General features: G+C 45.2%; 18 protein-coding genes and 1 pseudogene. 7 read left to right on the forward strand and 12 right to left on the reverse strand.

The features are described from left to right. Nucleotides 1–68: 68 nt before the first annotated feature. The 5 genes from KG118_RS04230 (at nt 69) to KG118_RS04250 (ending at nt 6,926) form a co-directional block, all read left to right on the forward strand. The gene (locus tag KG118_RS04230) at nt 69–773 is read left to right on the forward strand and encodes a DNA alkylation repair protein (RefSeq protein WP_117710516.1); all 705 of its coding nucleotides are present in this window, start codon (nt 69–71) and stop codon (nt 771–773) included. Between the two features lie 40 nt (nt 774–813). Continuing rightward, nucleotides 814–1,845, forward strand: coding sequence for a Holliday junction branch migration DNA helicase RuvB (gene ruvB / locus KG118_RS04235; RefSeq protein ID WP_117710517.1), 1,032 nt, complete (start codon nt 814–816; stop codon nt 1,843–1,845). 48 nt (nt 1,846–1,893) lie between these two features. Beyond that, entirely contained in the window at nt 1,894–3,339 is a 1,446-nt protein-coding gene (locus tag KG118_RS04240; protein ID WP_117710518.1) for a lipopolysaccharide biosynthesis protein, read from the forward strand. Nucleotides 3,340–3,348: 9 nt separating this feature from the next. Continuing rightward, a complete protein-coding gene (locus tag KG118_RS04245) occupies nt 3,349–4,719 on the forward strand; it encodes a TIGR00341 family protein (protein WP_117710519.1) in 1,371 nt (456 codons plus the stop codon). Between the two features lie 65 nt (nt 4,720–4,784). Then, complete coding sequence (locus tag KG118_RS04250; protein ID WP_117710520.1) at nt 4,785–6,926, forward strand: S46 family peptidase; 2,142 nt, start codon at nt 4,785–4,787, stop codon at nt 6,924–6,926. 4 nt (nt 6,927–6,930) lie between these two features. Here KG118_RS04250 and KG118_RS04255 read toward each other — a convergent pair. From KG118_RS04255 to KG118_RS04265, 3 genes and pseudogenes are all read right to left on the reverse strand, one after another. Continuing rightward, nucleotides 6,931–7,205: pseudogene (locus tag KG118_RS04255) on the reverse strand (alkyl hydroperoxide reductase subunit F); the annotation flags it as partial. A 63-nt stretch (nt 7,206–7,268) separates the two neighbouring features. Continuing rightward, complete coding sequence (gene ahpC / locus KG118_RS04260) at nt 7,269–7,835, reverse strand: alkyl hydroperoxide reductase subunit C (RefSeq protein ID WP_117710521.1); 567 nt, start codon at nt 7,833–7,835, stop codon at nt 7,269–7,271. Between the two features lie 114 nt (nt 7,836–7,949). Then, a complete protein-coding gene (locus KG118_RS04265) occupies nt 7,950–8,876 on the reverse strand; it encodes a hydrogen peroxide-inducible genes activator (RefSeq protein ID WP_117710522.1) in 927 nt (308 codons plus the stop codon). Nucleotides 8,877–9,017: 141 nt separating this feature from the next. Here KG118_RS04265 and KG118_RS04270 point away from each other — a divergent pair, with 141 nt between their 5' ends. Continuing rightward, nucleotides 9,018–9,506: a Dps family protein gene (locus KG118_RS04270; protein ID WP_117710523.1), complete on the forward strand. Its 489-nt coding sequence runs from the start codon at nt 9,018–9,020 to the stop codon at nt 9,504–9,506. A 79-nt stretch (nt 9,507–9,585) separates the two neighbouring features. On the opposite strand, the gene KG118_RS04275 is transcribed toward KG118_RS04270, so the two are convergent. From KG118_RS04275 to KG118_RS04295, 5 genes are all read right to left on the reverse strand, one after another. Continuing rightward, nucleotides 9,586–10,452 (reverse strand): DMT family transporter, encoded by an 867-nt coding sequence (locus KG118_RS04275; protein ID WP_117710524.1) that lies wholly within the window; start codon nt 10,450–10,452, stop codon nt 9,586–9,588. Between the two features lie 9 nt (nt 10,453–10,461). Beyond that, on the reverse strand, nt 10,462–12,396 hold the full coding sequence (locus KG118_RS04280) for a DEAD/DEAH box helicase (protein ID WP_118323058.1): 1,935 nt from the start codon (nt 12,394–12,396) through the stop codon (nt 10,462–10,464). Nucleotides 12,397–12,456: 60 nt separating this feature from the next. Then, nucleotides 12,457–13,518, reverse strand: a complete 1,062-nt coding sequence (locus tag KG118_RS04285; protein WP_117710526.1) for a tyrosine-protein phosphatase — start codon at nt 13,516–13,518, stop codon at nt 12,457–12,459. Nucleotides 13,519–13,647: 129 nt separating this feature from the next. Then, a complete protein-coding gene (locus KG118_RS04290; protein WP_117710527.1) occupies nt 13,648–14,571 on the reverse strand; it encodes a carbohydrate kinase family protein in 924 nt (307 codons plus the stop codon). After that, on the reverse strand, nt 14,559–15,164 hold the full coding sequence (locus tag KG118_RS04295) for an SIS domain-containing protein (protein WP_117710528.1): 606 nt from the start codon (nt 15,162–15,164) through the stop codon (nt 14,559–14,561). Before KG118_RS04295 ends, KG118_RS04290 begins: the two co-directional genes overlap by 13 nt. A 110-nt stretch (nt 15,165–15,274) precedes the next feature. Between KG118_RS04295 and KG118_RS04300 the strand changes: the two genes are divergently transcribed. Continuing rightward, complete coding sequence (locus KG118_RS04300; protein WP_117710529.1) at nt 15,275–16,522, forward strand: M16 family metallopeptidase; 1,248 nt, start codon at nt 15,275–15,277, stop codon at nt 16,520–16,522. A gap of 9 nt (nt 16,523–16,531) precedes the next feature. Here the strand turns inward: KG118_RS04300 and KG118_RS04305 are convergent, their stop codons facing one another. The 4 genes from KG118_RS04305 to KG118_RS04320 are packed head-to-tail and all read right to left on the reverse strand — an operon-like array spanning nt 16,532 to nt 19,865. Beyond that, complete coding sequence (locus KG118_RS04305) at nt 16,532–17,122, reverse strand: epoxyqueuosine reductase QueH (RefSeq protein ID WP_117710530.1); 591 nt, start codon at nt 17,120–17,122, stop codon at nt 16,532–16,534. Nucleotides 17,123–17,149: 27 nt separating this feature from the next. Then, nucleotides 17,150–18,319, reverse strand: coding sequence for a mannonate dehydratase (gene uxuA, locus KG118_RS04310; RefSeq protein ID WP_117710531.1), 1,170 nt, complete (start codon nt 18,317–18,319; stop codon nt 17,150–17,152). Between the two features lie 42 nt (nt 18,320–18,361). Further along, on the reverse strand, nt 18,362–19,171 hold the full coding sequence (locus KG118_RS04315) for an SDR family oxidoreductase (RefSeq protein ID WP_117710532.1): 810 nt from the start codon (nt 19,169–19,171) through the stop codon (nt 18,362–18,364). 49 nt (nt 19,172–19,220) lie between these two features. Next, nucleotides 19,221–19,865, reverse strand: a complete 645-nt coding sequence (locus tag KG118_RS04320; protein WP_117710533.1) for a WbqC family protein — start codon at nt 19,863–19,865, stop codon at nt 19,221–19,223. Nucleotides 19,866–19,899: the final 34 nt, after the last annotated feature.

The following is a 19,899-nucleotide window of genomic DNA, read 5'->3' on the forward strand; positions in this document are numbered from 1 at the left end:
GAATATCTTTCCATTTAGCGTGGAAAAATAGCTATTTTTGTCGGATAAGATTACGAATTATAAAGGATATGAGACAGCAGGCTAAAGAGATAGAGTGGGAGATAAGAGAATATATCGACCCGGTGAAAAAGGAATATCTTCCCCGTTTCTTCAAGACGGGAAAGGGGCAGTATGGAGAGGGTGATAAATTTTTGGGGGTAGTGGTTCCGAATACCCGTTTGGTGGCCAAGCGGCATAAGGATGCTCCTTTTGAGGTAATGGCGGAGCTGCTGCAAAGTCAGTGGCACGAGTGCAGGCTTTGTGCTTTGCTGATGTTGGTGGAACGTTTTAAGAAAAGCGATGAAAAGGGGAGAAAGCTCATTTATGATTTCTATCTTTCGCAAACGGCGCGTATCAATAACTGGGATTTGGTAGACTTGTCCGCCCCGGGTATTGTGGGAGAATATCTGAAGGATAAATCCCGCGAAGACCTTTATCGCTTGGCAGACAGTAAACTGCTTTGGGATCAGCGCATTGCGGTAGTTTCTACTTATACACTCATCAAAAATGGTGATTTCATCGATATTCTGGCTCTTGCGGAACGATTGTTGCATCATCCGCACGATTTGATGCGGAAAGCAGTGGGATGGATGCTGCGTGAGATGGGAAAAAGGGATAGGGACTTGCTGGTACAGTTTCTTGAGAAATATTGTAAGGTGATGCCGCGAACAATGTTGCGTTATGCCATAGAGAAATTCCCGGAAGAAGAAAGGAAGGAGTTTATGAAACGTTGAAAGATTTCTTTATCTTTGTCGCTGTATATACTGATTTTTAATGGAACAAGAAGATTTTAACATACGCGAGCATCAACTGACCAGCAAAGAACGTGACTTTGAGAACGCTCTCCGCCCTTTGAACTTTGAGGATTTCAGCGGGCAGGATAAGGTAGTTGACAATTTGCGTATTTTTGTGAAGGCCGCCCGTCTCAGGGGAGAAGCCTTGGATCATGTGCTGCTTCATGGTCCTCCCGGATTGGGAAAGACTACGCTTTCCAATATTATAGCCAACGAATTGGGGGTAGGTTTCAAGATTACTTCCGGTCCGGTGCTCGACAAGCCGGGTGATTTGGCCGGTGTTCTTACCAGTTTGGAACCGAATGATGTGCTTTTCATCGACGAAATACATCGGTTGAGTCCCGTAGTGGAAGAGTATCTGTACTCGGCTATGGAAGATTATCGTATTGATATTATGATAGACAAAGGCCCGTCGGCACGAAGCATACAGATTGATTTGAATCCGTTTACTTTGGTGGGCGCTACCACCCGTAGCGGTTTGCTGACAGCTCCGTTGCGTGCCCGTTTCGGAATCAATCTCCATTTGGAGTATTATGACGACGATGTGTTGAGCGGTATTATTCGCCGTTCGGCAAGCATTCTCGATGTGCCGTGTTCTACAAGGGCTGCTTCGGAGATTGCAGGTCGTAGTCGTGGCACGCCGCGTATTGCCAATGCCTTGCTGCGCCGTGTAAGAGACTTTGCACAGGTGAAAGGTTCGGGCAGTATTGACACGAAAATCGCTAACTTTGCCCTCGAAGCGCTTAATATTGATAAATACGGTCTGGATGAGATAGACAATAAAATACTTTGTACCATCATTGATAAGTTCAAAGGCGGTCCGGTAGGTTTGACAACCATTGCTACAGCTTTGGGTGAAGATGCAGGCACTATCGAAGAAGTTTATGAACCGTTCCTCATAAAAGAAGGCTTTCTGAAGCGTACCCCTCGCGGGCGTGAAGTGACGGAACTGGCCTACAAACATTTGGGACGAAGCCTTTACAACAGTCAGAAGACGTTATTTAATGATTAACGTTTTCTGATAAATGGTTGGTACGTAGTATAATAAACACTAAATAACGTGGCTGGATTAAAATCATTGGCAAAAGAAACTGCCATTTATGGGTTGAGCAGTATTGTGGGGCGTTTCCTCAATTATCTGTTGGTGCCCGTATATACTATGGCCTTGTCTGCACAGTCGGGGGGCTATGGGGTTGTGACGAATATTTATGCATGGGTGGCTTTGTTGCTGGTGCTGCTGACGTGTGGTATGGAGACGGGCTTTTTTCGCTTTGCCAATAAAGGAGAAGATGATCCGATGCGCGTGTATTCCACCACTTTGCTCAGTGTGGGTATCGGTGCGCTGACATTCCTTGCTCTGGGGCTGTTGTTTCTTCAACCTATCGCCAACTGGCTGGAGTATGGAGAACATCCCTGGTATGTGGGAATGATGATGATTGTAGTGGCAATGGATGCTATTCAAAGTATTCCTTTCGCTTATTTGCGTTATAAGAAACGTCCCATTAAGTTTGCGGCGCTCAAGTTGTTGTTCATTTTCCTGAACATAGCTTTGAACTTGATTTATTATGTCTGGATGAAAGGCGATGATGTAGCATACGCATTCCTCTTCAATCTTATATGCACCTCCACCATTATGCTTTGCATGATACCCGAATTGCGCGGCTTCGCTTATGTGCTGGATAAAAAGCTGTTGAAGCGGATGCTTGCTTACAGCTTGCCGTTGTTGGTGTTGGGCATTGCGGGTATTTTGAATCAGGTGGCGGACAAGATCATCTTTCCCTTTGTGTATCCTGACGAGACGGAAGCAACCGTACAGCTCGGTATCTATGGAGCCGCCAGTAAGATTGCAATGGTGATGGCGATGCTGACACAGGCTTTCCGCTATGCTTACGAGCCTTTTGTGTTTGGTAAAAGTCGTGATAAGGATAATAAGCAGGTATATGCGCAAGCCATGAAGTTCTTTATCATCTTTACACTGGTCGCTTTTCTGGCAGTGATGTTCTATCTGGATATTCTCCGGCACATCATCGGGCGTGACTATTGGCCCGGTTTGCGTGTTGTTCCTATCGTAATGGCTGCGGAAATCTTTATGGGAATTTATTTTAATCTCTCTTTTTGGTATAAGCTGATTGATGAAACGCGTTGGGGGGCTTATTTCTCATTGATAGGTTGCACAATTCTGGTGGTGATGAACATTCTTTTAATTCCGAGATTCAGTTATATGGCTTGTGCATGGGCCGGGTTTACGGGCTACGGAGTCGCAATGCTACTCTCTTATTTTGTCGGTCAGAAGAAGTATCCGATTCAATATGATTTAAAGTCGATAGGACGCTATGTGTTGTTGGCGGCGGTGCTTTATGTAGCTGCGGAATATGTGCCGATTGAGAATCTTTATTTGTGTATGGCGTTCCGTACACTGTTATTGTGCTTGTTTATAGCTTATATCATAAAGCGTGATTTACCGCTTAATCAAATACCTGTTATCAATCGTTTTATCCGAAAATAGATTAATCTTATGGAACAACCGGCCAATCCTAACAGAAACACATTTGCCGTCAAGAACTTTTTGAAAGAGTATCTCGATTTACGCAAAGATAAAGACAACGAACTCGAAACGGTGGATTCCATCCGTAAGGGTGTTGAGTTTAAGGGAGCCAATTTGTGGATTCTGATATTTGCTATCTTTATGGCTTCACTCGGTCTGAATGTTAATTCCACCGCTGTAATTATCGGTGCGATGCTTATCTCGCCGCTGATGGGACCTATCATGGGTGTAGGGCTTTCAGTCGGTCTGAATGACTTTGAACTGATGAAACGCTCACTGAAAAGCTTCCTGATAACTACGCTGTTCAGTGTCACCACAGCTACCATCTTCTTTTTGGTCAGCCCTGTTGCCGAAGGGCAGTCGGAATTGCTGGCGCGTACTTCACCTACGATTTATGACGTATTCATCGCATTAATGGGCGGTCTTGCAGGGGTAGTGGCTCTCTCCACAAAGGAGAAGGGTAATGTAATCCCGGGTGTTGCCATTGCTACGGCGTTGATGCCGCCGCTGTGTACGGCAGGTTATGGGCTGGCAACGGGAAACCTGATTTATTTCCTCGGTGCATTCTACCTTTATTTCATTAATTCCGTATTTATCAGTTTGGCTACTTTTATCGGTGTACGGGTAATGCATTTCCAGCGCAAAGAGTTTGTAGACAAGAACCGTGAAAAGAAGGTACGGAAATATATTGTACTGATAGCCGTTCTTACGATGTGCCCGGCTGTGTACCTTACGGTAGGGATTATTCAGGACACTTTCTTTGAAAGTGCGGCCAACCGTTTTGTAAACGAACAGCTTGCCTTTGAGAATACGCAGGTATTGGATAAGAAAATCCACCACGAAGGCAAGCGCCATGAGATACGCGTGGTCTTGATAGGGCAGGAAGTGCCGGAAGCCTCTATTGCCATAGCCCGCAGTAAAATGAAAGATTATAAGTTGGATAATACCAAACTGGTTGTGCTTCAAGGTATGAATAACGAGTCGGTGGATATTTCTTCTATCCGTGCCATGGTGATGGAAGATTTCTACAAGAACAGCGAACAACGTCTGGTGGAGCAGAAACAACAAATATCTTCGTTGGAAAAGAATTTGGAACAATACCGGAAGTACGATGAATTGGGTAAAAAGATTATCCCTGAATTGAAAGTGCTGTATCCTTCCGTTAAATCGGTTTCCATTTCTCATGCGCTTGAGCTGACGGTCGATTCGGTACGGATAGATACCGTTACACTTGCTGTTTTAAAATTCGGCAAGTATCCGGATGCTCATGAAAAGGAGAAAATAACCGAATGGCTGAAAGCGCGCACCGGTTCCAAACAGTTGAGACTGATTGCTGAATAAAATTCGGATAACTGAGTATGTACGCTCTGAATGACAGATAGCAAAAAAATAAAGTAAAGAACAAGATGAAATTGAGATTCGTAATTATAGCCGTTTGTTGCTTTTTTACATTGGCTGTACAGGCAGATGAGGGAATGTGGATGTTGGGCAACCTGAATAAGCAGACACGCCGCGCGATGAAAGAGCTTGGTTTACAAATGTCGGCAGACAAACTATACAGCTCTAAACGCCCCTCGTTGAAAGATGCAGTAGTCAGTTTCGGCGGTTTTTGCTCGGGAGTGGTCGTGTCGGCAGACGGGTTGGTATTTACGAATCACCATTGCGGCTTCAGCTGTGTCCAGCAACACTCTTCTGTGGAGCATGATTATCTGAAAGACGGTTTTGTTGCACATAACCGTAGCGAAGAATTGCCGAATCCTGAACTTTATGTCCGTTTCTTGTTGCGGACGGAAAATGTTACGAAGCGGGTGCTTGGTGCGGTAAAGCCGGAGATGAACGAATCGGAACGTTCCGGTGCGGTGGATTCGGTGATGTTTGCCATCAGTGAAGAAGTGGCGCATAAAGACTCTACTCTGGTAGGGATTGTAGATGCCTACTATGGCGGCAATGAATTCTGGTTGTCCATTTATCGCGACTATAACGATGTCCGGCTGGTGTTTGCGCCGCCTTCTTCGGTAGGTAAGTTCGGTTGGGATACGGATAATTGGGTGTGGCCGCGCCATACAGGCGATTTCTGCGTATTTCGTATCTATGCTGATAAGAATAACCGCCCGGCGGATTATTCGCCGGACAATGTCCCTTATCACCCCGAATACGTAGCGCCGATTTCTTTGGACGGGTATAAAGAGGGTTCTTTTTGCATGACATTGGGTTATCCGGGCAGAACGGAGCGTTATCTCTCTTCGTTTGGTATTGAAGAGATGATGAATAATGATAATCAGGCGCAAATAGATGTCCGGGGCATCAAGCAGGCTATCTGGAAACGCGAAATGGATAGGAGAGACAGTATCCGCATAAAGTATGCTTCCAAATATGACGAGAGTTCCAATTATTGGAAGAACAGTATCGGAGTGAACCGGGCTATCCGGAAACTGCATATTTTGGAAAAGAAGCGTGCAATGGAACAGGAACTTCGCCGATGGATACAACAGACACCTGAAGAACGTGAGAAACTGTTGCGGTTGTTCCCTGACTTGGAACTGGACTATAAAAATGCCCGCGAAGCCAATCATGCACTGGCTTATTTTGCCGAATCTTTCCTGAATGGTCCCGAGCTGGTACAATTGGCATTGTCCATTTTGAATTTTGATTTCGAAGGGGAACAGAAAACGGTTGTGGCCAATCTGAAAGCGATTGTAGAAAAATATGCCAATCTGGATTTGGAAATCGACAAGGAAGTCTTTACGGCCATGCTGAAAGAATATCGTTCCAAGGTCGATTCTACCTATTTACCGGAGTTTTACGGTACGATTGCTACCCGGTACGGCGGCGATGACAAGGCCTATGTGGATAGTTTGTATGCTTCTTCGGAATTGACTACTCCTCGCGGACTAAAACGCTTTCTGGAACGGGATACCACGTATCATATCTATGACGACCCAGCCATAAGCCTGGGTATTGACCTGATTGGCAAGATGTTTGAAATTAATATGCAGACGAGAGAACCGGTCATGAATATTGCCCGTAATGAGCGTTTGCTGAATGCCGCCATACGCAGAATGTATTCGTCCCGTAATTTCTATCCGGACGCCAATTCCACCATGCGTTTGAGTTTTGGTACGGTATGCGGATATACCCCGTTTGACGGTGCTGAATACGATTATTATACAACAACCAAAGGTATTCTTGAAAAAGTAAAAGCCCATGCAGGCGATGTGGATTTTGAGGTGCAACCGGAACTCCTTTCTTTGTTCTCCAACCGTGATTTTGGAAGATATGCCGATGAAAAGGGGGAAATGAACGTTTGCTTTATCTCCAATAACGATATAACCGGCGGCAATTCGGGAAGTGCTATGTTCAATTCGGAAGGCGAACTTCTCGGCTTGGCTTTTGACGGTAATTGGGAAGCGATGAGCAGCGATATACTCTATGAACCGAAGATGCAGCGTTGCATCGGGGTGGATGTACGCTACATCTTGTTCATGATAGAGAAATACGGTAAAGCCGGGAATTTAATACGGGAACTGAAAATTGTTCCCGCAAAATAGTCGATTACACTATCCCTCTGATGCGGTCGTCGAAGGCAGACAATGCTGCTTTAGCTCCTTCACCCATAGCTTTGTTTGTAGGGTACGTCGGACACGTCTCCGGCAGCATAAACACCCGGAAGTGTAGTACGGCAGGATGCGTCTTTCTTTCCGTCGCCTATCACTCGGGTAGTTTGTGAAGAAGTGAATATCTCTACGTTTAGGAAGGCTTCCGACCTTTTCCTGCAACACCTGATCAGCTTTCAGCGTATCGGCAAACTCGAAGACAATAACTTTTTTGCTTTTGCAAGGAAGAAATAGAGATAGTCTTTACATAACAATATGCGTCGTATGGGGGTACGATTAAATCTTACCGACCAAATCGATGCTTGGCTTCAAAGTCGCACTGCCTTTCTTCCATTTGGCGGGACAAACTTCACCGTCGTGAGTGGCTACGAATTGCGCAGCTTCCACTTTACGCAGCAGTTCGTCCGCATTACGCCCGATGTTGTTGTCCTGAATCTCGGCAATCTTGATTTTACCTTCAGGATTTACAAGGAATGTACCGCGATAAGCCATACCTTCTTCTTCAATCATCACACCGAATGCGCGGCTTAATGTACCTGTCGGGTCTGCCAACATCGGGTATTTAATCTTGCGGATGCTTTCGGAAGCATCATGCCATGCCTTATGTACAAAGTGAGAGTCTGTACTTACAGAATAGACCTCTACATCCATGGATTGGAATTGGTCGTATTTTTCTGCAATATCTACTAATTCAGTAGGACATACGAACGTAAAGTCTGCCGGATAGAAAAAGAAAATGGCCCATTTGCCTTTTACATCTTCGTTGGTTACTGTTTTGAAACTTCCGTTCTGGAAAGCCTGAACTTTGAATTCAGGGAGTTGAGAGTTGATAATCGGTTCCATAATTATACTTTTTAAAAGGTTTAGTTTTTTGTTTTACCGATGTAAAAATATAGCATTTTTTCTCGGTAGAACAAAAAATCCGATTGAAAAGTTTTATGCTCCGATAGACAAAATCTATACGAGTACCTGAGCTGCTTTCAGAGAGAGCATTCCCTTAGGTACTGCAGCTGTTATCTCTTGGGTGATTGTTTTTAAGAGTGTGTTGCGGATAAAACTTTGGTTAGTCAGCATGATAATTTGCCGGGTAGGACAGGGGATGGCAAAAGGACGTACCAGCTCTTTCTGCATGCCGTCCAGTTGCAAAACGGCCAGTTCAGGGATGAAAGTGATGCCCTTACCGCTTTCTACCATACGCATAAAGGTTTCCATACTGCCCAGATGGTAGGCTAACTGACTGGCGCGGGCTGCTTTCAGCTGGCAGAAACGCTCCAGCTGGTCTCGAAAACAGTGCCCTTCATCCAGCAGCCAAAGTTGTTCTCCCGTTAAGTCCGAGGTTCGTATAACTTCATTGCTGAAAAGACGGTTCTCTCGTGCAATATAGGCGTAGAACTGTTCGTAGAATAGCGGTGTCTGTTGGAATTCTTCCATTCCTGCCAGACTGGCTACGATTCCGGCATCTATGTCTCCCGTTTGCAAAGCCTTTTTGATATCGTTTGTTTTCATCTCAACCACTCTGATGTCGAGCTGCGGATATTTCTTCATTAGTTGTGGGAAGAAACGTGGCAGTAGATAGGGAGCTATGGTGGGAAGTATGCCCAGTTTGAAAATTCCGCAGAGTGAATGCTTTTCTTCTTCTATAATGTTTTTTATACGATTTGCTTGAACTAACACATTTTGAGCTTGTTCTATGATGTGAACACCGATAGGAGTAGGGCATACAGGTTGCTGGCTGCGGTCAAAAATCTTAGTGTCCAGTTCTTCTTCCAGTTTTTGAATCATGGCGCTCAAAGTGGGTTGTGTAACCCGACAATATTCAGCAGCTTTGGCAAAATGACGGAATTGATTGACAGCAAGTATGTATTCCAGTTGTTGTAAAGTCATAGTAAACAGGGCTTTTGGATATTATATATAGAATCGTTCTATGCAAAGATAGAAATTATCTGTTTGACAAGCATTTATTTGCCGATTATCTTTGCAACAGAAACAAAGAAAAATAGTATGAATTTTTAAAATAGAAAGATTATGAAGACTTTAGATTACTTACATTTGAATGAAAAGAAAGTTGCCAACGTTGTATCAGCATTACATCAGTTATTGGCAGACTTTCAGGTACATTATACCAACTTACGCGGTTTCCACTGGGATATTAAAGGACATGGATTCTTTGTGCTGCACAGCAAGTTTGAAGACATGTACAATGATGCCGCAGAGAAAGTGGATGAAATTGCAGAACGTATCCTGATGTTAGGCGGTACACCCGAAAACAAATTCAGCGAATATCTCAAGGCTGCCAAGGTAAAAGAAATTTCCGGTATTACTTGTGGCGGTGAGGCTGTTGACCATATCCTCGAGACCTATAGTTATCTTATCGGTGAAGAAAGAAAAGTAATTGAACTGGCCAGTGAAGCCGGTGATGACGCCACCGCCGACTTAATGACCGGTTACCTGAAAGAGCAGGAAAAAATGGTTTGGATGCTTGTTGCTTTCAGCACTAAGAGCTGTACAAAGTAGGGGATAAAGTAGTAAGTTGGTAGGGTGATAAGGTGATGATACATCGTTTTATCACCCTATAATTTTATCGTTTCGCTTATCACCTTTTTAGAATAATGACGGTTACGGCTGAGATAATGAGCAGAATACCCAGCGCTATGCTTCGGGTAAGCGGTTCTCCAAAAATGGTAATGCCGACGCATACCGCTGTTACAGGCTCCATAGCTCCCAATACGGATGTCAGTGTGGAGCCTATGTTTTTGATGGCGCGTACCAGTGCGAGATTGGATATTACGGTAGGCACTAATGCCAGCATCACCAGGTTGCCTAATGTGGTGCGGTCCGGAATAGCCTGCAATCCTATGCCGGAAGCTTCTGTCCCTGTGAATAGCAGGATGCCGCCGAATAAAAAGACATAAAACGTCATTTTAAGCCCTTTCATTTCAAGATTCTTCAACTGGCTTACAGCTACCAAATAGAGAGCATATCCCAGCGCAGAGAGCAAAACAATGAATATGCCGAGCCAAGTGATACTTCCCGTACTATCTCCGCCGGATAGAAAGAATACACCGGCTATTGCAAGCGCAATAGCCGCCATACGCCACAAGGATTTTTTCTCATGGAAGAAAATCATCATGATGAGCGTGGTCAGCACCGGATACATAAAATGAAGGGTGGTAGCCACACCGCTCGACATGAACTGATATCCCCAAAAGAGGAATACGGCGGAGCTGTCGTAAAGGCATGCCAGCAACAGAAGCGGCAGTATCTCCTTACGGCGTATGCGGAAAGATTGTTTGTCGAGCAGCAATATGCCTGCCAATGCCAGCATAGCAAAAAGAAAACGGTATAATAGGATAGACCAGAAATCCATTCCTTGCTGCATGGCAGGAATCGTGAACAACGGAATCAATCCGAAGCTCGCGGAAGATAATAGCCCGTATAAAAAACCATTGACTTTATTCACGCCACTTATTTATTTCTTTTTAGGTGTCCGTCTTGCCCAGCCCTCTTCGCTGAAGTCGGGTTCTGAATCTTTAAACTCATTATTGCCTTGGAAGAACTGTTTCCAATCGTCTTTTTTACCGCGTGCTTTGGTGTAACCGCGTTCTTCACGACTGGGCTTGTCCTTCTTCTTGTCGGTAGCGGCATATTCGGTTTTGTCCTTGCGCTTGCCGGCAGATTCGCTGCGGCGGTCGTCCTTGTAACTGCGTTTTTTGCCGTCAAACTCCTTTTTGCCATAATTGCCGCCTTCGGTTCTGCGTTTTCCTTTGGGGGTATCCTTTCCTTCTTCCCCTGCAATTTCTACGGAAACTTTACGACCGTTCCAGTTGGCGCGGTTTAAGGCTTTCACAACGTTGTTGGCTTCTTTTTCTTCCACTTCAAAAAAAGAGAATTTCTGCATCAGGTCGATACGGCCCAGCTCAACACGCCCGCGAGTGTTACTGTTCAGGAGACTGATAAGTTCATTCGGGAAGAAATTGTCCATTTTGCCGAGATTGATAAACAGGCGTTTAAAACCCGGTGCTGCCTGACGGGTACTGTTACTGCGTTCGCCGCCTTTTGCGCTGCGTTCGCTGCCGGTGGCAATCTCTATTTCCTCACGGTCGCGATAGTAGTCCAGGAAACGGTTGAATTCGAGGGAAACCATACGTTTAATCAGGTCTTCTTTGCTCAGCCAGTCCAGTTTGCGGTAAATGTCGGGCATGAAATCACAAATTTCATCCTCATTTACTTTTACTTTCTCAAGCTCGTCAATAACCTTCAACAGCTGTTTCTCGCAGATTTGTTTACCGGTAGGCATTTCTCCCTGGATGAATTTCTTGCTGATAATACGTTCTATTTCACGCATTTTCCCTTTTTCACGCAAGTTGATGATGGCGATGGATGTACCTGTTTTTCCGGCGCGTCCCGTACGCCCGCTGCGATGTGTGTAGCTCTCCGTATCATCAGGCAAGCCGTAATTGATTACATGGGTAAGATCGTCGACGTCCAAGCCGCGTGCGGCAACATCGGTGGCTACCAACAGTTGCAGGTTGCGTATGCGGAACTTCTGCATGACGGCATCGCGTTGCGCCTGGCTCAGTTCGCCGTGCAAGGCATCGGCATTGTAACCTTCCTGCATCAGCTTGTCGGCAATTTCCTGTGTTTCCTTGCGGGTACGGCAGAAAATGATGCCGTATATCTGCGGATAATAGTCTACAATACGCTTCAGAGCGGCGTATTTATCTTTGGCGTGAACGGTGAAAACCACGTGTTTCACATTGTTTGTGCCCTCATTCTTGCGTCCGATAGTGATTTCCTTTGCGTTGTGCAGATATTTCTTGGAGATACGTGCAATTTCAGGGCTCATAGTAGCGGAGAACAGTAACGTGTTACGCTCTTGAGGCACATCTGCCAGAATGGCGTTGATGCTGTCCGTGAATCCCATGTTCAGCATCTCGTCCGCTTCGTCCATAACTACATTCTGTATGGTGGAAAGGGAGACGGTTTTGCGCTCCATAAGGTCGAGCAAGCGTCCGGGAGTAGCCACGATGATGTGTACTCCCCGTTTCAGGGCGCGTATCTGGCTCTCGATGGACGAACCGCCGTATACAGGCAGTACTCGCAAGCCGTCGATGTATTTAGAATAATCATTCAAGTCACCGGCAATCTGCAAACAAAGTTCGCGGGTAGGGCAGAGAATGAGTGATTGGGGAATTCTATTGTTTACGTTAATTTGCTGTATAAGCGGCAGACCGAACGCTGCGGTCTTTCCTGTTCCTGTTTGTGCCAGTGCTACTACATCATTATTTTCTCCCAAAAGGTAAGGGATTACTTCCTCTTGTACCGGCATGGGACACGCATATCCCATTTCTTCAATGGCGCGGCGTATCTCCGGCGACACACCGAGCTCTTCAAATGTCTTCATTAAATCTTTGTATATCTTTATATTCGGGTGCAAAGATAAGAGTTTTTTGGTGATTAATCACTAATCACTGAGCAAAATACTCCGTAACCTCTTTATTTCGTCTTTGCTCAAGCCGATGCCTTTTCGCAGGTAGGTGTCAATGTCACCATATTTTCGCTCCGCTTCATCTTTGGCGGCATTCAGGAAGTCCTCACGAGCCGAGAACAGGGTAGTGATAGCTTCTTGTGAGCGTGTGGGTAGCTGATAGGCGTATTTAGAGGCGCTTGGAATGTTGAAATAGTCATTACTCAGCCGGTAGTCTTCCATGATTATGTCCTCGTTGACTCCCAGCGAGGCAAGCACCAATGCGGAAACGATGCCTGTACGCCCTTTGCCGGAAGAACAGTGGATAACTACCGGATAGCTGTTCTTGTCCAATAAGATGTCGAATATCTGCCGGTATTCTTTTGTGTATTTGTTTATCAAAGCTCGGTTCATCCGTTCTACCATACGATAGACGGTATCACATTTTATCTTTTCTTCCCGTATGCCTTTCAGTATATCTTCCATATCTCCGGTAGCAAGCGGAATATGTACGACATTGAACCCTTTCTGTAGCGGGGACTGCCTGTCTATTTCCGAGGAAGCCCGCAAGTCAATAAGTGTTTTGATTCCGAGATTTTTGAGTTCCCTGCGTGAGGAACATTCAAGACTGTCTATTTCCGCCGAGCGGTAAATCATTCCCCAACGCGTCTGTTTTTTGGTAGAATAGGAGGGATAACCGCCTAAATCCCGGAAGTTTTGTATGCCGGGGATGTTGACATTACGCGTGGCAATCTTTACACGATATTTATCCCCAAACAAAAGGGTATAATAGTAACGTTTGGTAGGGTCGTTTGTGATAATGGTCATTTTCAGGTCCGAGATATTGGCGAGGGCAACAGGGGTATCTTCCGGAATGAAATCGGGGTCGGTCGAAGCATATACTTTCACATTCCCTTTGATGAGGGGAACCATTTCCCATTTAACGATACAGTTCCCTACATTGTTTTCTTCGCATACAATGGATATATGTGGAGCTGTGCCGCTACAAGAAGGAAGCAACACTGCCAGAGCAAGCAAGTTCAACAGACTCTTATACATAATTAGTAAACTCTCTAAATGTCGTTTACAGCAAATATATAGTTTTTCGCTGCAGATTATACAGCGTGTATGAAGCTTTTATAATTTTTAAATGATAATTTATTTTTAGGTACGGATTAGAGAGATTTATCAATATTTGTATCTCTCCGCAAACTCGTGTGACACCGAATTACTGTAACTTTTGCAGACCTCTGCGGCAAATTCCATACCGTAACGGATAATTTCATCCCATTTGGCTTCGCTGATGGTGTTCAAGTCGTCATAGCGGATGTCATATTTCAGCAAGCCGTAGATGATGCCCGCATTAAAGTTGTCACCCGCCCCAATGGTACTCACGGCTTTCAGCGGTGGTATATCATATTCCTTGGAGACGGAAGCAGTGCGGAGCGTTATTTTCTCCGCCCCTGCCGTACACAGGAAATTGGGACAGTAGAATTTTATCTTGTCTCTATATATTTTGTCTGCGTCACGCAAATTGTACATATAGAAGAAGTCTTCCTGTGAGCCGCGTACAATGTCTGCGTATTCCAGATTCTCAATGATAGTCGGTGCTAATTTTATAGCTTCTTCCTTATGGGAAGAACGGAAATTGGGATCGTAATAAATGATAGCCTTCTTTTCGTGTGCTTGGTCGAGCAGTTCCAATACTTTCTCGCGCAACACCGGATTCAATGCGTAGTAAGAACCGATGATGACAATGTCGTTTTCTTCCAGTTTGGGGTAAATGACATCCAGCCGTTGTTTGGGATAATCCTTATAGAAAATATACTCAGCGTCGCTGTTATCATTCAGGAAAGCAAGCGATACGGGAGATTTCCCGTCAGGAAACACGTTAACGTGGTCTGTGGAAATATGGTTATCGCGCATGAATTGGAGAATGATATTGCCCACGTGGTCATTGCCTGTCTCACTGATGAAACAGATAGGAACACCGGTACGGCTCAATGAAACTATTCCATTGAATACCGAACCGCCCGGAACGGCAGCCGAAGGTTGCTCGTTACGGAAAATGATGTCTAATATTGTTTCTCCGATGCCGATTACTTTACGCATAATGATCTTGATTTTTCTCCGAGGTAACCGCCGTGGTGACGTTTGGAGTAGTCTTCAATAGTAAATCCGGTTTTCTGCATGGTTTGCACGACCAGAATGTCTCCTATAACGGTCATTACCGTCGTAGAAGTGGTAGGAGTCATACCCAATGTGCAGACCTCCTTGGGACTTCCTGTGCTGAGGCATACATCCGATTCCTGCGCCAGCGGACTGTCCGGATTTCCCGTGATAACAATAAATTTCAGTTTTGGGTTCAGGTTATGTGCCAATTGTGTCAACTCGACAATTTCACGCGTTTTGCCCGAATTGGAAATGAGCAATAACAGATCGTTCTCCTGCAGAATGCCCAAGTCTCCATGCTGTGCCTCACTGGGGTGGAGAAACACGGAAGGAATGCCGGTCGAACAGAAGGTAGTAGCAATATTCATAGCTATTTGCCCTGCCTTACCCATACCGGAAGTTACTAGTTTCCCTTTTTTGCGGTGTACTTGTTCTACGATGAGTTCTACCGCTTTTTCGTATGCGTCCGTTACGGGGATATTCAATACGGCTTGCGCTTCTTTCTGCAAAAGCTCTTGAATGGATGCTATCATTGTCTCAATTTTGATTTATGAATTATAAGTCCGCAAATATCCGTAATTTTCCATAAACGGCAATAAGTTTTATTGTATTTTTGTACCCGCATATTGTTTGTAACGTAAGAATGAAGAATTTAACAGAAGAAATACCGTCTCGCCATAATCTGCACACATTGCCGAACGGATTGCGCATAATCCACGAACCGTCTTTGTCAAAGGTGGCTTATTGTGGTTTTGCAATAGATGCCGGAACGCGTGATGAACTCGAAAACGAGCAGGGTATGGCGCATTTTGTAGAGCACCTTATTTTTAAAGGCACTAAGAAGCGCAAAGCATGGCATATTTTGAACCGTATGGAGAATGTGGGCGGTGATTTGAATGCTTACACTAATAAGGAAGAAACCGTAATTTATTCTGCATTTCTTACCGAACACTTCGGACGCGCTTTCGAGTTATTGACAGATATTGTATTCCATTCCACGTTTCCGCAACGGGAAATTGAGAAGGAGACAGAGGTTATTATAGACGAAATTCAATCGTATGAGGACAATCCCTCTGAACTGATTTTTGATGATTTTGAGGATCTAATCTTTCGCGAGCATCCTTTAGGGCGTAATATCCTCGGTAATCCGGAGCTGTTGAAGAAATTCCGCAGTGAAGATGCTGCCGCTTTTACTTCACGCTTTTATCATCCCGGCAATATGGTGTTCTTTGTTTTGGGTAATATGGATTTCAGGCAAGTGGTGCGCTGGGCAGAGAAACTGTTGGCTGATATTCCGGTTGTGGTTGTTGATAACCGTCGTACGCCTCCGCCTTTATATGTTCCGAAAAATTTGGTTTTGCATAAAGATACTCATCAGGCACATATCATGATTGGAAGCCGGGGGTACAACGCCTACGAGGACAAGCGTACGGCACTCTATTTGTTGAACAACATTCTCGGCGGTCCGGGTATGAACAGCCGATTGAATATAGCCTTGCGCGAACGGCGCGGTTTGGTCTATAATGTAGAGTCCAACCTGACTTCCTACACCGACACCGGAACCTTCTGTATTTATTTCGGTTGCGATCCTGAGGATACAGGCCTTTGCACCCGTCTTGTGTATAAAGAACTGAAGCGTCTGCGTGATACCCGAATGACTCCTTCCCAGCTTGCCGCTGCCAAGAAACAGCTTATCGGTCAAATAGGTGTAGCTTCGGACAATAACGAGAACAATGCCCTCGGTATGGCAAAGACTTTCCTGCACTATAATAAATATGAAACCTCTGAGGCTGTGTTCCGGCGTATTGAGCGACTTACCCCCGAAAATCTGTTGGAAGTGGCAAACGAGATGTTTGCAGAGGATTACTTATCGACACTTATTTACGATTGATAATCTTCTCTATTTATTTTCTTCAGGTTGTTCCAATCGTTTCATGCTGAATTCGCAGCCGCAGTATAGTTGGTTATAGAAGTCATACTCTTTGAGGAGACGGTTGCGACGTTCTTGTAATCCGCCTTTTCGCCAGTTCTGTTCCCAAAAGATTGTACCGGGATAAAGGGTGGCTGCCCGTCTTCCCGCTTCGTTTATCTGATCGAGGCTTTTCCAGCGCGAAGATGCAAGGGTGGTGGTAAAAACAGAAAAGCCATGCTCGGAAGCATAGTGTGCCGTTTCCGTCAGGCGTAGTGTGAAGCACTTCAGGCAACGGCCGCCACGTTCCGGTTCATCTTCCAGCCCCAGCATGGTATTCCGCCAATGGGTGTAGTTGTAATCTGCATCGATGAAATCGAGGTTTTGAGATGTTACAAAGCGAATGGCTTCCTGTTTTCTTATTTCATACTCCTCTTTCGGATAAATGTTGGGATTACAATAAAACACAGTTGGGCAGATGCCGTTTGACAGCATACATTCTATGATGGCAGAGGAACAGGGAGCACAACAGGAATGTAGCAAAACTCTGTTTTCACCGTTGGGAGTTTGAATTTTCAGCATAGTAATGAGTACTTTAAACTTTTAGTTTCATAGCAACGATTTCGCAATACCCATTTCCAGTCCTCTTAGTTCTGCCAGCCCCCTGAGACGGCCGATGCAGGAATATCCCGGATTAGTCTTCTTTTTTAAGTCGTCTACCATTTGGTGTCCGTGGTCGGGACGCATCGGAATGGAGACTTTACGGCGTTGCTGCAGTTCGAGGAAAGCCTTCATTACGTGATACATATCAACGTTGCCCTCCAGATGGTTGGCTTCATAGAAATTGCCTTCTTCATCACGTTGTGTACTACGGAGATGTACAAAGTTGATGCGGTCGCCAAATTGTTCCATTAAGGCTGCGCAGTCATTGGCGCTACTTACACCCAGTGAACCGGTACACAGGCACAGGCCGTTGCTCTTGTTGGGGACAGCGTCAATCAAAGCCTGGAAGTCGGCTCCGCAACTCATGATACGCGGCAATCCCAGAATTGAACAGGGGGGATCGTCCGGATGAATTACCAACTCAACACCGGCTTCATCGGCAACGGGACAAATCTCGCTGAGGAAATAAATCAGGTTGGCGCGCAGTTTCTCGGGAGTGATGTTTTTGTAACGGTCCAGTTCTTTCTGGAACTGTTCCAGTGTGAAGCTCTCTTCCGAACCGGGCAGACCGGCAATCATATTGCGTACAAGCAATTGCTTGTCATCTTCCGTCATCTGTTCAAAGCGGACTTTGGCTTTGGCCTTTTCTTCATCGGTGTAATCGGCTTCCGCACCGGGACGTTTCAGTAGGAAGAGGTCGAAAGCAATGAAGGCGGCACGCTCAAAACGCAAAGCGCGGCTACCATCGGGAAGCTCGTAGGCAAGGTCAGTACGAGTCCAGTCCAATACGGGCATAAAGTTGTAGGTAACGATGTTTACACCACATTTGCCAAGGTTGCGGAGGCTTTCCTTATAGTTATCTATATATTTTTGGAAGTCTCCGGTTTGGGTTTTGATGTGTTCGTGTACGGGTACGCTTTCAACGACAGACCAGCGCAGTCCGACGGCTTCAATCATTTCTTTTCGTTTCATGATTTCTTCCACTGTCCATACTTCGCCGTTGGGTATGTGGTGCAAGGCGTTCACGATGCCGGTAGCTCCGGTTTGTTTGATATCCCATAAGCTGATAGGGTCGTTAGGACCATACCAACGCCATGTTTGTTCACAAAGTATCATAGTATTTATTACTTTTACGATTTACAATTGATTCTTTTATAGTTAAATGGAGAAAGCGTCGAAGCCTCCGTCTACCACTGAAAGTGCTCCGGTAACGAAGCTGGAAGCATCACTGATAAGGTAGTGGATGGTTCCGAAGAGTTCTTCCGGTTCGGCAAAGCGTCCGCATGGAGTGTGGGCGATTATGGTCTTTGCACGGTCTGTGTACGAGCCGTCGGGATTGGTCAACAACGCACGGTTTTGATTGGTCAACAGAAAGCCCGGAACAATGGCATTAACACGGAGCTCGGGACTGAATTTGGTAGCTAACTCGGTTGCCATATAGCGGGTATAGTTGCCGATGGCGGCTTTGGCAGAGCCATAACCTACTACACGCGTCAGCGGACGGAGAGCCGATTCGGAACAGAAGTTAACGATAGCGCCTTTCTTGTTCTTTGCCATGACATCTACGAATACCATGGTAGGAAGTACTGTGCCGAAAAGGTTCAAATCTACCACTTTGCGGAATGCGTCTACATCCAGATCGAGTACGGTCTTGTCCGGAGCAATGGTAGCACCCGGCATATTGCCTCCTGCAGCGTTCAACAGTACGTCGATAGTGCCGAAGCGTTCAAGTATGGCTTTCTTATTTTCTTCCAGCACTTCTTTATTCAGTACGTCGGTTACGAGGAACAAGGCTTCAGACTTTTGGTTAAGTTCGGCTTCCAGTTCCTTGCCAATTTCTTCCGTACGATCTAAAACTACGATTTTAGCTCCTTGTTCGGCCAGATAGTTGGCGATGTTTCTCCCCAGGATACCGCAACCGCCTGTAATGACGATTACTTTGTTTTTAATGTCGAATAAGTTTTTCATGATTGAGTTTGTTAATTAATTAAAAGTTAGTTATATGAATTATGTCAAGTTATTGATAGTTCTGTCTGTTACTTTGCTGCAACACCAGTAAGCTCTCCGGTCCCATATTGAACAGTAAATCGATAATACTGAGATTAGGCAAGAAACCGAGCCTCTCTTGGAATACTTGGTAGTAAGGTTGCGGAAAGAATTCCGGATCTTCCAGACGGAAATCTTTCTTAGGATGAATGCGCTCGCGGAAATCTTTCTCGTCGGAATCGAACTCGGTTTTATATTCTGAGGTACGTCCTATGACGGGTTGTATATCTATCAGTGAACAGATAAGGCGGCAGAGTTCTTCGTTAAAATCGGCTAAAAACTCATATTTCTTTTCATAAAAAGGACGGAAGTCATCTTTGTAATATTCAAAGAAAGGTGTATGGTTGTATGCCGATTCAATGGCATTCCAATGCAGATGGCGCCAATTCCCATGGTCGGAGATACGGATGTCGCGCATAGGACATTTTAGAGTGTCGGGTTTGACAGTGGGAATGGAAAGGGCGAGTTCTCCGTCCGGTGCGGCAATAGTGCAGCGGTTACGATAGGTTTGCTTGATATAATGGTCGTGTTGTTCGATATACACTTGCTCATATACCAGCAATTTTGTATAATACTCAACCGGAGCCAGATAGGCGGAAGAAAGATAGACAGTCATTTAAATTGAGAATTAAAAATTAAAAATTAAAAAA

Origin of the sequence: Bacteroides propionicigenes, assembly GCF_018390535.1 — a bacterium.
GTDB classification, from domain to species: domain Bacteria; phylum Bacteroidota; class Bacteroidia; order Bacteroidales; family Bacteroidaceae; genus Bacteroides; species Bacteroides propionicigenes.